This window comes from Paenibacillus sp. 2TAB23 (genome assembly GCF_052115165.1).
GTDB lineage: Bacteria > Bacillota > Bacilli > Paenibacillales > Paenibacillaceae > Pristimantibacillus.
In genome coordinates this window covers 1-17,002 of sequence record NZ_JBFRGD010000032.1, presented here as the reverse complement: position 1 = coordinate 17,002, position 17,002 = coordinate 1, and the positions used below count along the sequence as shown (strand labels likewise).

The window sequence follows — 17,002 nt, the reverse complement described above, 5'->3', positions numbered from 1 at the left end:
GTTTTTAAAGATTTAAGGGAAATCTTCAAAACCTAAAAATATTAAATATGGAGGAAATTTGAGAATGATAAAAAGACGGCTATTAGCATTTTTACTTGTGACGTCGATGCTATTTACTTTGGCCTCTCCGCTAACGACAGTCAGCGCGGCATGGGGAGACGCCGTATCTCTTTTGACCGTAAATGCAGGTGCAGATGGCAATACGGCGACATACGCCGATGCGCCGGACGGACAGAAAGCGTGGAGTTTAAATACCGGAACCTCAAAGGGCGGGGGTCCATGGGATAACCTCTTCACACCGAGCGTGGCGCCACTTAGAGATGTATCCGCTTACAAAGACGGCTATTTCGCTTTTGAGATGTATATTCCGAGTATCAGCTTTAAAAATATGCAAGGAAATAACTGGCTCGTCATCGTAAGCGACAGTAATCCTGCCGCGGACAAATTTAACGCCGATTCACGTCTCCAACTTGATGTAAGCGGGGTCGCAAATGCAGCGATAGGCACATGGGCGACGGTTTATACGAAGTTATCGACGTCAAGTGCCGTAGCCGGGAATTTCAATGACGCCTGGCTAGACCAAGTAACGAGACTGGCCATGCATATGCAATGGGATACGAGTGTCCCTAGCACCGACGTCTTCATAAAAAACCCGCGTTTCCAGAAAAGTACGTTAGGCGTTCCGGTTTCACCGTCAACGGTTCCCGCACTTGACGTAGCAACCAAAACAGTTACTGCGAGCACACCGGCTAGCGGGCAAGCTGTGGAATTCGCAGTAAGCGAAGATGGTATCGCTCCCGCATCCGGCTGGGTGGATGGAATTCAAAACGGTAATGTTTATACGCATCAATTTGCCACATTACCATCAGCAGACACTTACTATGTGTTCGCGCGCGCGAAAGCAGACAGCACTTACAACTTCATCGGGGCATCTTCAAGAATGACTGTAACATCTATTGACGAACAAACATTGGTAAATGAGGCGGCGGCGTCTCTGACATGGAGTGCGATTAAAGGTAGCAATACTTCGAATAACGATGTAAAATCACAACTTAGTCTTCCGACGGCAATAGGAACTACTAATGTAGCATGGTCTTCGGACAATGAGGCTATAAGCAGCACCGGAAGCGTAAATCGTTTATTTAATAGAGAAGTAGACAAGACCGTAGTACTCACGGCGACAATAACCAAGGGTAATGCTAGTGCTACACAAACGATTACTGTAACGGTGAAAGCCGTGCCGGCGGAGGTCAACGCTCTAGCTGCGACGTATTTTCCTAATATAGAAGAGGGGACGAACAACGCAACTGCGCCGGACGGAAATAACGCGGTGAAGCTGGGCGCTGGGAAAATAGGCGCCGGTGTTGAACGGCTTTGGGATGCCCGCTTTATTAATAGCAGCGGCAATCAGGATTTATCTGCTTATGCGAATCAATATTTTGTTTTTGATATGTATGTTACTCATGCGGATCTTTTGAAATTAAATGGTAATAACTGGGTTGCTATGGCATCCGGCGGTAACAATCTTGATACCAATTCGCGTCTTAACCTTAATGTTAACGAAATCAAAAATGGAAAGGTTAATGAGTGGATTACCGTTTATGCGCAACTATCAGCAGCCAATTCTCCGAATGGTTTCAATCCCGTTCATTTGGACACGGTACAGGCAGCGAGATTGCAAATGCAATGGTCTTCAGTGCCCCAAGGCGACATCTATATCAAAAACCCGCGTTTCCAGAATACCGTGGATTCGCCGAAACCAATTCCCATGGCTGTTGAAACTACCGACACCGTTGCGTTATCGTCAGCAGCGCCGACAAACGGCCAGACTGTGCAGTTCGCGATAAACACTACTGGTAACACTCCAGCAGAGGGCGATTGGACGACGGGGACTCTTCAATCTGGCGTTTATAAAGCGGCACTTGCAAAACCAACAGGCAACACCTATTATACTTTCGCACGTACGGCTCAAAATACGCAATATCCTTTCGCGGGAACACATACAAGAATTAAAGTAGAGCATCTTGACGACAATCAGGCCATAGTGGACGCGAAAACGAAGCTGAACTGGGACTCGATCAGGAAATCGAATGCGATCCAATCCGAAGTAAGAACGGAGTTGGCGCTTAACGCAACGGGTGCGAATGATACGGCTATAGCTTGGTCGGCTGAGCCGGCTGGTATCATAAATACCGCAACCGGCAGCGTAACTCGCGACCCTGACGAAGATAAAGCTGTTACCCTTACCGCAACAATATCCAAAGGTAATGCATTACCTGTTAATGTGGTTTTTAATTTGACAGTAGCGAGTACCACTAACGAACTGGCTGAAGTGTTCATTGATTTCAATGATCCTGAAACATTTGATGCAGTTGATACAATTGGAAGCGGATTCAGCGACGGAGGAGATCCGGCGGGACCGTTTGAAGGACTTCAAGGCAATGGCATAGGTATCAGCCTCATCGGAGACGGCGGTACCGCAGTTGATGTAGTCACTCAAAGCGGTGTAGACGCTGTGAAGGTTGGCAACTTTATGTACGTTATTGTAGACGACCTTAAACTTAAGCAAGCAAACAAGGTCGAATTAGCAGTCACCTACTGGAGACCGAGCGCAGCGGGCGGTATTTCGTTACAGTATAACACCATATATCCCGGCAGTTTCTCTGGGTTTGAAGCGTATAGATCAGCGAGCATTCCGGCGACAGGAAGCGGCAACGCTTGGGTGACTTCAAAAGTTGTGCTTAATGGAGCAAATTTTGCAATAGGAGCACAGAATCAAGGTGCGCATTTCCGAATCGGCACATCCGGAGAAATCATACAGAGCATGCGAATAACCGAAATTCCCCCAACGGACGAAGAAGCGGTAAAACTTGTTTCGGATGCGCTGACTTGGGACGGCATCAAGGGCACAAATACAAGACAGGATCTGGTTGAAACCCATTTGAATCTTGCTAAAATGGGTTCAGCAAATACGAACATTGTGTGGACATCTAACAATAACACGGTAATAAACAGCAACACCGGCGCAGTGAATCGTCAAGAAATGAGTACAGCGGTTACCCTCACGGCGACAGTAAGCAAAGGTACAGCAACACCGGTTGTTAAAACATTTAATATAATCGTTCGCGGAACAGGTACCGGAACAGACGAGGATGCGGTAAACGATATGTTGAATAAACTGACATGGAATTTAATCAAAGGCGTGAATGCTTCTGAGGCTAATGTGACGACGAACTTGGTTCTTCCGTCAATGGGTGAAAATATGACAGATATTACATGGACGACATCCGCTGCTACCCTCATTACCGATGCAGGCGTGATACCGACAAACCGTCCGGACGGCGGCGGTGATGTAACGCTCACGGCAACGATAAAGAGAGGTCCTGTAGCCGCTCCTGTTACCCGAACTAAAACATTTGCATTGACGGTTCCGGATAGATATGATTACGCAAAACATGTGAGAACGGCAATCGCACAGGAATACGACGCGAAAGATTGGGCAATCTCCGACTTTAATGTACTCGCTTTCGGTGCGAAAACAGCAAAGATGGCAGAGGCGGAAGGCTTAGGTGATTTCGATAACAGAGAGGCTTTCCAAGCGGCGATTGACGCGGCTTATAATGACGGCGGTGGCGTAGTATATATTCCGGCGGGAACCTATGCGTTCTATACGGAAACGACCGGAACAATAAGCGTTAAAAGCACGACCGGCAATACAACTTACGAATATAAGCAAGTATTAAATTTGCGGGCAGGCGTACAGCTCCGTGGTGAATGGGATAACCCCGATGCGGATGATTACAATGGTAAAATCGACGGTACTATTCTCGCAGTCTATGCCGGACATAATTCCGCCAATTATGACACGTATGTTGATTCTGACGAGAGAGAAGATCAGACAGGCGGCAAAAAAGTAGCTAACGTGTCCGATAGATTTATAGACATGGAACAAGGCACAGGCGTAACGAACCTTTCAGTATGGTACCCTAATCAGGATATTCATGCTACAACCACTGTTGAAAAGAGGAACGCAGATGGTCAGAAAACAGGGGAATTTGAGGATATAAAAGGAATTCCATATCCTTGGACGTTCTTCCAAAGAACTGGAAACAGCGTGACGCTTGATAACGTTACTCTTGTAAACGCTTGGGGAGGATTCATATCCCTGCCGAGCGAAATGCATTATGTTGTGAACAGCAAGATGACGGCTCTCTACAAGGGCATCGTGGTTCACACCTGTACAGACATCGGACGTATCGAGAACGTTAACATTGACCCGAAATACTGGGCGAATTCAGGACTTGACGGCGCACCGTCCCTTTCGGACACGAGAGCTTACACCAGAGCGAACGCTACCGGATTCATGATGCACCGCTCGGACTGGGAATATGTATCTGGATTGAATATTTCCGGGTATAAAACGGGGATGTGGATCGGAAGAGAACCTGGAGGCGACGAAGCTCCGAATGCACAGTTCTACGGATTGAAAATCGAAGACAGTCAAACAGGTATATATATTGACAACGTTAACGGTTTCGGTTTGCTTCTCTCGAACTCGGAATTCGGAGGCGACACGGCAGTATATTTCAATGAGCGTTTTGACACTTCTGTTCAATTCAACGGAGTTACATTCAATGGTCCAATTGTAAGCAACGCCAGAGGCGGAGTTATATCCTTCGAGGATAGCACGTTCGACGAATATGACGATTTCGCGTTGAACTTCCTGGGTCGAGGCAATGCATTAGTTAGTCAAAGCAACTTTAAACAAGCAGACAAACATGCACATTTCGGAACAAACTTCGGAACATTCAAATCGGTAAATTCCGGTTATAACCTTAACATCGAGAGCGCTAACCTCACCGCTCACATCGATAACCTTGAGCTTGACGTTAAGGCTGACGGTAATAACACCACGGTACAAATCGTTAATGATGTTGATTATCTATTTGAACCGATTCCGAAAGATGTAAAAACCGATATTGACGTACATCCGAGACCGACATCCAGCGCAGTGCTTAGACTTGACTTCCCGCGCTCGTTAACAGGCAGCGCGCCGACCGTGGATATCTCTGTGAAATTGCAGGAAGCTCTTGACTATATTAAAGATAATCACGGCGGCGGCACGATTTATTTGCCGGGTGGAAGATATAGACTGAATAATCCAGTCATAGTTCCTGAGGGTGTTGAACTCAGAGGAACATGGGACGTACAGCACCATACACAAGGCGGCGGCACGGCAATATTTACAGCTTACACCGGTGGCGCTCAGGGAGAAAACGGAGCTTCTCTCATACAGCTTAAGGCAAACGCAGGTCTCAGAGGGCTTAACATTACGCAAACGAATATAACTAGCGTCAACCTCAATAACCCTGACCAAACGCTAAAAACTCCGTTTTTGGTACAGGGACAAGGCGCAGGCGTATATGCAATCAACTTAACCATCCCGATTGGGGATAAAGGAATAGACCTGGCTTCATATCGTACCGACGGTCACTATGTCGATTATTTAGGCGGAACGCTCCTCAGAGCAGGTATTTGGGTCGGAGGAGGCGCGGAAGGCGGATTTATCAGAAATATGCAATTCAATCCGCATTACGCGTTGAGACTTCCGGGAGGTCAAGGATATTCAGCACCTACTGGCGATCTGTACGGATTTGTACAAAGATACATGAGTGCGCTCAAATTCGCCGATGTGGAAGACCAGACCATTTTCAACAATTTCGTTTTCGGTTCGGTATACGGGATACACTTCCTGAAAAGAGACTTAGGGAACGGCGAATTCGCATACCCAGGAAAAATGACGATGATTGGTCACGGTTCGGACGGAACCACGTACGCTCTCTATGTGGAAGACGCGGACGAACACACCAAAATAATCGCGATCAACTCGGAATTGGTTAATACGAACATCACGACGGAGCCGAATAGAGCGTATGTCAGAATGGGCGATGTTGCTAATACCGCAAAAATCCACCAAGACGCTGAACTTGTTCTGTACAACAGCGCGTTCTGGGGAAGCCCGACCGTAGCGGGAGCGATCGTAAATAATGGAATCGTTCGTTTACAGCAAGCAAATTTCACTCAGCTGCCTGGCAACAATCCGGGTATAGATGTCCACGGCGGTAAGGCGCATGTATACACCTCTTACTTCCAGCCGTCCAAGAACGGCCAGAATAATAATGTGTATGCCATGCTGCGTGAGGGCGGCACATCTTTAGAACTAAGCAACAATTATTACGCATCCGGTATGAGAAACAGTACACCAGCTGGCAATCCGTACGGCATTTACGGCTCGGATTTAATGGCGGAACCGTTTGTATTTAACCTGACCAAAAACGGAGATCATCAACAATTCAACGTTAAGTATAATGTCGGAGGAAGAGCCTCTGCACCGGGTACATTGAAAGTTGTTTCCCCGGCTGCCTATGCTAAAGATTTTACTCCCGTTACATTTAACACGCTTGCGGCAGGCGAATCCGTAACCGTAGATTTACCGTATTATGTTGCAGGTCAAATCACATTCCAGCTTCAACTCGAAGACGGAAAAGCATACACGTATACCGCAAAATTTGATGAGGCTTACGCTGAGAAGGCAAGTTCTTCAGGCGCGGAAAATCCGGCAAAGACTGCCGCAACCCCGGCGTTTGTTATGGACACCAAAGATTATGTAACTTCGGGAACATGGGATGGTCCGCAAGATCTTAGCGTAGGATCGCATTTCACATGGGACGACAGCCATTTATACGCGTACATTGTCGTTTCAGACGACGAGCACTTCAATAGACAGACCGGCGGAAATATATGGAGAGAGGACAACTTGCAGTTAGGTATTGATTTACGCAATCCCGCAACAAACAGTACGATGCGGAATGAATTGGGATTCACGCTCACCAATGACAACGAGGTTATCATACACCCTTGGACTCGTCCTACTGGCGTGAATGCACCAACTGCTCCGATAACGGATATAGTGGCAAAGATTACGAGAGATGAAGATGCGAAAACGACGATTTACGATTTGAAAATTCCGTTTAATACTGTTCATCATAATCCTGCATCGGAGCTGGCGAACGGAAGAATCGGAATATCGATCATGCTCAATGAATCTGACGGCCCGGATGAATCTGACGGCACCAGAGCCACATATGAAGTTGAAAGTGGACACTTAAAAAATTCAGATTTATTTACAGATTTATTTTTGCTAAGCGCAGGCGAATACAATGAAAGGCTTGAGGCTTCGGCAACGGCTGCCGTTTCAAAGGCTCTCGCATCTGGATCGGCTGCCGATATCGCTATGGCTCGCAACTTTATCACTATTTTGGCAGACGGTGAAGTTAAGACGGATCTTCTTAACAGTCTCAATGTTATCGATCAGGATAGCGAAATCAGCCCAACTGCTGCTGCATTTGATTTAAACCCAAGCAATCAGCAAGCAGCTGCAATAAAGCTGGAGCTTAATGGGAATACACTGACAGCCATTAAGAACGGCAGTGCGCTGCTGCAGGCTGGAACAGATTATGTTGTGAATAGCGATCAAATCACGATAACGACGGCTTATTTGGCGCATTTGCAAAAAGGTACTGCGCAGCTAACGTTTGAGTTTAGCACAGGCAAGCCGCAGGTGCTGACGATTACAGTAGTTGATACAACGCCTGATAACAACGGCGGTAACAACGGCGGTAACAACGGTGGTAACGCTGGCGGAAATAATGGAGGCAGCACCGGCGGAAATGAAGAGAACCAGATTGAATTGAAGGATATTGCCGGACACTGGGCAGAAACAGCAATTCGTAAGGCAGTAACCAAAGGATTTGTGGTTGGCTACAAGGATCAGAGCTTCAAGCCAAATGCGGCGGTAACCCGTGCGGAATTTGCAGTAATGTTAACCCGCGCTTTGACTGTGGAAGGCGATGAGAAGCAGCAAGCCTTTAAAGATGGAGCTGACATTGCTTCATGGTCAAAAGAAGCGCTTGAGCAGGCAGTAGAAGCGGGAGTTTTAAGCGGCTATTCGGATGGGACGCTGCGTCCAAATAGCGGTTTGACGCGCGCTGAGCTTGCGGTTATGATTGCTCGCGCTTTGAAGCTGGAAGTACAAAAGGACAATGCAGCAATCTTTACTGATTCCGATAAACTGCCAGAGTGGGCCAAGGGTGCAATTGGCGCAGTAGCTGCAAAAGGGATTATGCAGGGCAAGGAAGGCGGCAAGTTTGACTTCCATGCAGTGGCAACCAGAGCGGAAGTCATTACAATTCTGCTCCGCATTTTGGAGCTGGATGAGAACGAAGAAGATCAGTCAGCAGAATTGTAGAAAGCGGATCGTAGAGTCTTAATCAGTTAGGATGTCAGCGGCTATTAGCCAAGGCTGGCATCCTTTTTATTTGCCTATGTATGGTTAGGCATTGAAGCGCCATTGTAACGACTGCCGTTTGACAGGCTGAACGTGGAGTGAAATTTTGCCACTTCGAGTCGGCAGTTCTGCCGGAATTCCAGTGACGGGAACGATATGAATATTCCTCTGTGCTCAAACAAAAAAACGTCATCGCATAATGAAGTCCAGTGAAGAACTCTCTTTCATCACTGGGCTTCATATTACGCAGCGGCGTTTTTTGTCATACGTTTAACGTGAAAAAGGAGCGAGATTCACATTTATATTCCATCAATAAATGTTCTTCAGAAGCTCGAAAACCTCTTCTATCTCAAGCCCAAAGGATTTGTAATAGGAAGCGTCAATCACCATCTGCTTCAGGATCATTTCATTGCGTTTTTGAAGCATTTCATCGGGCGAGAGATCGGTGACAAAACAGCCTTTGCCGGTAACCGTGTAAATTAAACCGCATCGTTCGAGCTCTTCCCAAGCTTTTTTGACGGTAATGATACTGACACGAAGCTCCGTGGCTGCTTGTCGTATAGGGGGCAAAATATATCCGTTTTCCAGCTCGCCCTTGAGAATTTGAGCGCTGATTTGTTCGAATAGCTGTTGATAAATGGGTTTCTCGGAGGTATTCGAAATTGCAATGTTCATTACATTTCCACTTTCTCAAATCGTTTGTTGGCAATATAATAAGCGATTATCGTAAATATTGCAAAGATTGCAATGCCAGAGAGCAAGAGAATCATTTGTATGGGTAAACTTTCAGCACCGGCTCCCTTGAACAGATCATTTACGAACGAGTTCTGTATGCCAAGCCACTCTGCGCCCCCGGCAAACAAGATAGCTGCTGTGATAGACGCAACCGATGCTGCGCCGTATTTATAAGCCGTCTTGTAATAGATAGGTATAAAGATGATATTGAAAATCGCCAGCATGACGAACGATAATCCCCAAAAACCTAAAGATGGCGCAAAGAAATAGTAGGTCATATTTGGATATAAACGAATGCTAATCAGTCCATATATAACGGCGGTAACGATATGCAACAATTCCAGAATGACAATAAAGGATATCTTTGCTTTTACCATATCCGTTTTCTTGACAGGCAGCATGCTCGTAAACATTAAATCGTTCTGGCTTTTGTAACCTCCGAACAAATTCGGTATTGTAAGAAAACAAAAGTATAGGGTAACAAGGAAATAAAGCCATCCCGGAATCAACATTAAGGCGCCTGTCAAAAAGGGCAATACATAGAAGAAGGGACTTATGCCTAGCTTTAATTCTTTGATCAATAAGTTATACATACGTATCCTCCTTCCTCGAGAAATAAATCATAATCTCCTCAATATTAGGAAGGGATGATTTAATAGATGAAGACGGATCAAAGTCTTTGGTGTGAATGAGCCCTGTGAAGCCGAAAGAATTTATTTTGTAGGAAATCAATCGGTCCTTAATCATGTCCAGTTGCTCTCTTTTACCATTCAACAAGCGATACGTATCAACAAACTCCTCTTTCTCAGCACTGTTGATAATTTGCCCGTTATGGATATAGGTAATATAATCGGCGCATTTTTCCAAGTCGGATGTGATATGGGTTGAAAAAAGGATGCTGATTTCACCGTCTTGTACCAGCTCTTGGAAAATATCTAGCAGATTGTCTCGGGCCGCCGGATCAAGTCCGCTTGTTGGTTCATCCAGAATAAGAAGTTTTGCGCCGTGTGACAAAGCAAGGCTCAGGCTGTATTTGACTTTCATCCCGGTTGATAATTCGGCTATTTTTTTATCTTCGATCAAGCTGAACTTTTTCAAATATTTGTAATAGGTGTCATCATCCCAATTGCGATAAAACGTTTTGATCACGTTCGTTAACGTTTTGATTGTACTGCGGGTATAAAAATTGATGTCTCCAAATGCGGAGCCAATTTCTTGTTTCAATTCGATTTCGTGCTCGGCCATATTTTTGCCCAAAATACAGATTTCGCCGCTATCCATACGAACGAGGTTCAAAATGGCTTTAATGGTGGTTGTTTTACCCGCGCCATTGGCTCCGATAAATCCCATAATATAGCCTTTTTCCAGTTGAAAAGATACGTCTTTTAACTGAAAGTGCTCATATTTTTTATTTAGCTTTTTTATATCAAATGCCAGCATATCGTTCCCTCCACCTACAAATTGTGTATGTTGTATATGCACAATATATCGCCATAGGAACTTGTATGTCAAGACAAATTTACTAACGAATGGTTTTAGCCCGTCACTGCATGGAGAGTGGTTATTAAGCTTGAGGAGACTGTGCTTCCCTTCAATTACAATCTGGTTGCTGACGAATGGTTAGCCAGACAAGGTGCTGAAGAGGCTTGGAAAATACAGTTTGGATAAGGCTGGTGGGCTATCCCAATAGTCTTGAAGACATTTGAAATGGTACAATGTTCACAAACATTCATTAAAATGACTATGTAAAAACTTTAAATCCCCCGTAGAAAACTAAAATATCTTAAAGTATACTTCCGTGTAAACGAATACAAGGATAACTAGTCAGGATGAAAGGACTTGTATATGGAGCGTAAAAGCTGGATACAAAGAGCATTATCGTCGATTAAAAACATGAGGTTCCAATACAAATTATTAATGGGATATTTGCTCGCTTGCGTTGTCCCTTTGCTATGTGTAAGCGCCATCATATTTCATGAATCGGCAGAAGGGCTTGAGGATTCCTCTGAGGAGTTTGCCTCATTGTACACGTCGCAAATCAGGACGACTCTGAGCGAATTCATACAAGAGTACGACACAGTTACAAAGTCGGTTCTAGTAGACAACGATTTGATTAACAGCATTGGTGAAGAGGGGAATATGCCCATTGACGAGTTGATCATTCAAAAAGTCGCAGTCCAACGCCTTTTAATGCGGGTGGCGCTGCTTAAACCGGAGATCGGCTCCGTCATGCTCATCAGTCGCGAAAACAGCGTCTATCAATATTCGACCACGGCAAGCAGAGTGAATGAGCAAATCTTGTTAACTCGCGATTGGTACAAGCAGATCCGGAGTTCTGATGATACGTTTTTCATATCCGGGCTGCATGATCGCTCTTATTATGAAGATAAAGCAGCCGGAGCTATGGTGACGGTAGGAAGAGTATTATTCAATTACGACGGGGCATATGCAGGCATTCTTCTCATGGACCTGGATCCGTTCTCCTTGCTTCGGCTCGATCATGAATTCGTTCTGGCTCGCGACAAATACGGCATTAGCGTAATCATTAGCAATAGCAAAGGAGAAATCGTCTATCATTCCGATGCGGCAAGCGGTCGATTATCTTGGCAGCATGTACTTGAATCCGGAGAACAGTATATGACGGACGATGGCAGCCAGGACAAGATTATATTATCGGGAAGCACTACGCATGGTAATTTGTTCGTGAAAACCGAAATCCCCCGTTCGAAGCTGCTGCACAAAATCAATCAAATCAAAGGCGTGACGGTGACGGTTATTGTGATGAGCTGTTTGGTTATTACCCTGATTTCGGTAGGCTTGAGCTATACGATTACGAGGCCGATTAAAGCGCTGCGCAGAAGCATGAAACAGGCGGAGGCGGGGCAATATTTGCCTATCGAGAGAGAACAGGCCAATGATGAAATCGGAAGCCTTGTGCATAGCTATAATAAGATGATCATCACAATTCGCACCTTGATTAAAGACGTCTACATTGCGGAAATCAAACAGCGACAAGCCAAATTTATCGCGCTGCAGAATCAAATCAACCCGCACATGTTATATAACACGTTGGAATCGATTCGAATGAAGACGATGGTAAAGGGCGACGAGGAAACGGCAGATATGATTAAGATCTTGTCGCGTATGTTTCGGTTAGCCTTAAATAAAGAAGGTAAACATCATTCGATAAATCATGAATTGGAATATACCATCAACTATTTAAAGCTTCAAAACATCCGGTTTGAAGACATGTTTAGACTCCATACCAGAATTCCCGAAGAGATGCTGCATTGCAGCATCATACCGTTAATTTTCCAGCCTATTGTTGAAAACAGCATCAACCATGGCTTTAAGGATTATAGCCATCCCTTGAATATCGAATTGGAGGGAAAATGGACGGAAGATGGGGATATCCTTATCCGTGTGACCGATGACGGAGGCGGCTTTTCATTGCAGAAGCAAGAGAAATTGCGTGCATTGCTGGAGGACGCAGAAACGGATAAATATAAACTCGAACAAACGGATTCGACTGAGAATAATGGAATTGGCCTTAAAAACATCGCTGAACGTATAAAAATCCAATATGGAGACCGGTACTATCTGTCGATACAAAGCAGATTAGGTCATGGCACTACGGTCGAACTATTAATTCCAAAGCGATAGGCCTGTATGAGAAACGAAAAAAGAGGGGGCATTGGATTGAAGATCGTTCTAGTGGATGACGAGAAAGTCATCGTGGAAGGGATCAAATTCATCATAAACCGATATATTCCGGAATGCACGGTTGTAGGCGCTGCGTACAATGGCTTGGAAGGAGTTAAAATCATTCACAAATTGAAACCGGATATCGTGATTACGGATATTCGAATGCCGCAAGCAGACGGACTCGAGATGATTAATAGGTTAAAAGAGAAAGGCAGCCAGTCGAAATTCATCCTATTAAGCGGATATACTGAATTTGAGTATGCTCGGAGAGGCTTGAATTTAGGTGTTCTGTCCTATATCAATAAACCGGTAGAAGAAGAGGAGCTCCAGGCTTGCGTTTACCAAGCCATGGAGGCGATTCGAGACGAAAAAGCTAAGTCGCGGGAAGTAGACGATCTGAAACAGAATATCCATAGCCGAATGCAAGAGCGTGCCCTTAGGGATATTCTTGATATGGGTAGCGATAATATTGATCTGATGGAAGAATCGCTTGAGATTGCTCAATTCCAGACCGAGGGATCATGGTTTGCTTGCATTATATTGGAATTCGATAGCAATAATGATGCATTGAAGGAATCTGGCCTTCAACTGGTGTACGCCTTAGTCGATCAGGCACTGGGCCAATTTCGAGCCGTACATCGGTTTCGATACTCCGCAACCCAAATTGCGATGGTGGTGTCACAAGGAAGTCCGATCGGATACGCGGATTTGGTTCGTTCGATGCATCGGTTAAAGGAGGAAGTGTATCTGCAAACGGAATGGACCATGACCGTCGGTATCGGAACGGTGCAGAAAAGGGCTGCTGGAATTAGTCAATCCTTTGAGGAAGCCCGATATGCATTAAGCTATAAAGTGGTCAAAGGAGCGAATGCAGTCATCGAGTATCCCGAGATCACAAATCAATCTGGACGGAGTCAACCTGTTTCGGAAGAGATGATTGCCAAGCTGGAAGCGGCTCTAGACAATGTGAACGAGAAGGAGTGCTTAGGCATCATACGCGAAATTTTTCGGATGATGGAAGCCGAGTCCAGCATGAACCCCAAGGATATCCAGCTTCAGTGCCTGAACATCCTGTTAGCGAGCATTCGAAAAATGTCGTTTCAACAGCTTCAGCAGAATGATTTCTTAGGCCGCCATATATTATCGTTGGAGGGCATGTCCAAATTTCGAACGATGGAGTTTCTGGAGGAATGGATGACTGAGGTCATAAGAAGAATCATTCAGTTCAAGCTGGAGCACAATATTCCTAAAAAAAAGGACATCATTGCAGAGGTCAAAGAGTACGTGAAAGCACACTATAACGAACCGATTACTCTTGCGGATTTGTCCGCTCGTTTTTTTATCAGCCCCTATTATTTAAGCCAGTTTTTCAAGCAAAAGACGGGAGAGACCTATGTGAATTTTTTGACGCAGATTCGCATTGGTAAAGCGAAGGAGCTTCTTGAAAAGTCGGATTTCAAAGTATATGAAATATGCCAGATGGTGGGCTACTCGGATACACAGCACTTTGCGCGTGTGTTCGAAAAGCTAACTGGTAGCAAACCAAGGGAATATCGCAAAAATTCGCTTATTGAATAATTTGATCAGACCACTCCATGAAGGAGTGGTTTTGCTTTTCTTAAAAATGACCTTGTTTATCCTTAAAAATGCCTAATTGAGCCACGTTATCCGAGGTTGTATAGTATCCCTGTAAGCGAATACAACAACTAGATAGTGGGGGGATAAATTTGAAAGCATTTGCAAATCTTCGATTGAAGATTTACTGGCCGCTTTATGTAATGGCCATTCCGGGGATCGCGTTCCTCATTGTATTTAAATACATTCCGCTGGCCGGAGCTGTAATCGCCTTCAAAGACTATTCAGTATTCAAAGGAATCATCGATAGTCCATGGGTAGGGATGAAGCACTTTGAGACATTGATGCAGCATCCCGACTTTGCCCGCGTGTTCGGTAACACGCTGATGCTTGGGTTTCTCAAGCTGGCCTTGGTGTTTCCAGTGCCCGTGCTGCTCGCTCTGATGATTAACGAAATCCGAAAAACAGCGCTCAAGAAAGGGATTCAAACCGCATTGTACATCCCGCACTTTTTGTCTTGGGTTATCGTTTCCGGAATCGTGTTCGATTTCTTTTCATTAAACGGATTGTTTAACATCGTATTGGGATGGCTTGGTAACGAGCCGCTGCTGGCGATGCAGGAAAGCGGTTATTTTAGGCCGATTTACGTTTTATCCTCCATTTGGCGAGATGCCGGCTGGGGAACCGTGGTATATATTGCCGCGATCAGTGCTATCGATCCACAGCTGTATGAGTCGGCGATGATGGACGGAGCATCTAAGTTCAGGCAGATGCGACACATTACTTTCCCGCTGCTGTTGCCAACTGTCCTAGTCCTGTTCCTTCTTGAAATCGGAAACTTCCTGGATCTTGGATTCGATCAGGTTTACAATTTAATTACCCCTATGACCTATAGCGTAGGAGATATATTAGATACGTATGTATTCCGGACAGGCATTCAGCAAGCACAGTACAGCTTCGCTACGGCTGTCGGATTGTTCCAGTCGATTATCGGACTTGTCATGGTGTATATCTTTAATAGAATGTCGAAGAAAGTTTCGGATGGGGGGCTTTGGTAGACATGTTTGAAGCGAGAAGAGAGAAAATATTCGTATTTGGCATAACAGTAGTCCTTATCTTGTTCTCCATAATCGCATTGGTACCGCTCCTGTCCGTAATCGCAACCTCTTTCAGTTCAAAGAGCGCCGTGGATATGAATCTGGTTACCTTATGGCCCAAGCAGTTTACTTTAGATTCGTGGGGTTATATCATTGATCGTCCCGATTTGTGGAAATCGTTTTTTCTGACCTTGATTACTACGTTAATCGGAACGGCATTGGCTCTTCTAATGACTGCGCTGCTTGCGTACCCGCTTTCGAAGCCGGAATTCCGATGGGGATCTGTAATCATGATTGGTGTTGTCGTTGCCATGATTTTCAAAGCGCCTATCGTTCCTTACTTTCTGACAGTACGCGCTATAGGGCTTTATGACAATCCATTAGTACTTATCATCCCGCATATCCTGAATCCATTTAATCTAATCATCATGAGAACGTTCTTCAAGCAGTTTTCCAAGGAGTTGGAGGAAGCAGCCTTCCTTGAAGGTTGTGGGTATTTCCGAATGCTGTTTCAGATGGTGCTGCCGCTGTCCAAGGCCGTGCTTGCAACATTGGCGCTGTTCTATGGCGTTGTGCTGTGGAATCAGTTCCAGCATCCGCTCTTCTTCTTGCAGAACCCAGACTGGTTCCCGCTGCAAATTAAAATCCGGCAGTTTATTACAGACGATAACGTCATCTTGGCAGGTGTTACTTCTATGATCGATCAGAACTATAATGAGCGGACGTTAAGAGCTGCGACCGTTATTTTTGCCATCGTCCCGATTATTATGGTATACCCTTTCTTGCAGAAGTATTTCGTCAAAGGGGCTATGATTGGTTCTGTAAAAGGCTAATGCGTGCAATCCAATTACATGTATGTTGTAAATCAACATGACGACTAAATCAGCATGACGACACGGAGGACATTCTATGATTTCAAAAAAAACGGCGCTGTTACTAGCTGCAGTCATCTTAGCAGCCACGGCCTTAACGGGCTGCAGCGGAAATGCAAACCAATCTAAAAACGCGAATCAGAACCAAGCAGGCAGCGTAGACGGAGTGGTCGATGTCGAAGTATGGGGTACGAATATTGGCTACAAACCGATAACCAAAGGCAGCCCATTGTATGAATTCTACAAGGAAAAGCTGGGTGTCGGCGTCATTCATCCCTATGTGGAATGGAACGGAGGGACCAACTACCTGAATCAGCTGAACTTAAAAATCGCAGCCAATGAAATGCCAGACATGTTCACCCCCCAGCAAGGCATTGAAGACAGCCTGGCCAAAAACGGAGCAATCGCGGATCTGACGGAATTGCTGCCAGAGTATGCGCCGAACGTATGGGAAGCGATTCCAGCGGAAATGTGGGATGTTGTCAAGGCGAATGACCCGACCGGCCAAGGGCACATCTACTACATTCCGGGTTCGGTGGATTACGGAAGGTACGCAGGCATGATCCGTCAGGACTGGCTGGACAAATTGAACCTGCAGATGCCGACTACGCAAGACGAATATGTTAAAGTACTGGACCGACTACGCAAGACGAATATGTTAAAGTACTGGA

At 45.3% G+C, this 17,002-nt stretch carries 8 protein-coding genes and 1 pseudogene; 6 read left to right on the top strand and 3 right to left on the bottom strand.

Annotation, left to right across the window (positions count from 1 at the left end):
• The first annotated feature begins 64 nt into the window (after positions 1 to 64).
• A complete protein-coding gene (locus tag AB4Z29_RS29300; RefSeq protein WP_441946491.1) occupies positions 65 to 8,308 on the top strand; it encodes an immunoglobulin-like domain-containing protein in 8,244 nt (2,747 codons plus the stop codon).
• Positions 8,309 to 8,656: 348 nt separating this feature from the next.
• On the opposite strand, the gene AB4Z29_RS29295 is transcribed toward AB4Z29_RS29300, so the two are convergent.
• Genes AB4Z29_RS29295 through AB4Z29_RS29285 form a run of 3 tightly spaced genes read right to left on the bottom strand, consistent with a single transcriptional unit; the run spans position 8,657 to position 10,522 of the window.
• Positions 8,657 to 9,022: a GntR family transcriptional regulator gene (locus AB4Z29_RS29295; RefSeq protein WP_441946490.1), complete on the bottom strand. Its 366-nt coding sequence runs from the start codon at positions 9,020 to 9,022 to the stop codon at positions 8,657 to 8,659.
• Positions 9,022 to 9,675 carry an ABC-2 transporter permease gene (locus AB4Z29_RS29290; RefSeq protein WP_441946489.1) on the bottom strand — a complete coding sequence of 218 codons (654 nt, stop codon included), beginning with the start codon at positions 9,673 to 9,675 and terminating at the stop codon, positions 9,022 to 9,024. The genes AB4Z29_RS29295 and AB4Z29_RS29290 overlap by 1 nt, the downstream gene beginning before the upstream one ends.
• Positions 9,668 to 10,522 (bottom strand): ABC transporter ATP-binding protein, encoded by an 855-nt coding sequence (locus AB4Z29_RS29285; RefSeq protein ID WP_441946488.1) that lies wholly within the window; start codon positions 10,520 to 10,522, stop codon positions 9,668 to 9,670. Before AB4Z29_RS29285 ends, AB4Z29_RS29290 begins: the two co-directional genes overlap by 8 nt.
• A 405-nt stretch (positions 10,523 to 10,927) precedes the next feature.
• Between AB4Z29_RS29285 and AB4Z29_RS29280 the strand changes: the two genes are divergently transcribed.
• The 5 genes and pseudogenes from AB4Z29_RS29280 to AB4Z29_RS29260 all read left to right on the top strand — a co-directional run.
• Entirely contained in the window at positions 10,928 to 12,745 is a 1,818-nt protein-coding gene (locus AB4Z29_RS29280) for a sensor histidine kinase (RefSeq protein WP_441946520.1), read from the top strand.
• A 36-nt stretch (positions 12,746 to 12,781) separates the two neighbouring features.
• Positions 12,782 to 14,365 (top strand): response regulator, encoded by a 1,584-nt coding sequence (locus tag AB4Z29_RS29275; RefSeq protein WP_441946487.1) that lies wholly within the window; start codon positions 12,782 to 12,784, stop codon positions 14,363 to 14,365.
• A 149-nt stretch (positions 14,366 to 14,514) separates the two neighbouring features.
• Entirely contained in the window at positions 14,515 to 15,420 is a 906-nt protein-coding gene (locus AB4Z29_RS29270) for an ABC transporter permease (protein ID WP_441946486.1), read from the top strand.
• Positions 15,421 to 15,422: 2 nt separating this feature from the next.
• Complete coding sequence (locus AB4Z29_RS29265; RefSeq protein ID WP_441946485.1) at positions 15,423 to 16,292, top strand: carbohydrate ABC transporter permease; 870 nt, start codon at positions 15,423 to 15,425, stop codon at positions 16,290 to 16,292.
• Positions 16,293 to 16,368: 76 nt separating this feature from the next.
• Positions 16,369 to 17,002, top strand: a pseudogene (locus tag AB4Z29_RS29260) (ABC transporter substrate-binding protein); the annotation flags it as partial.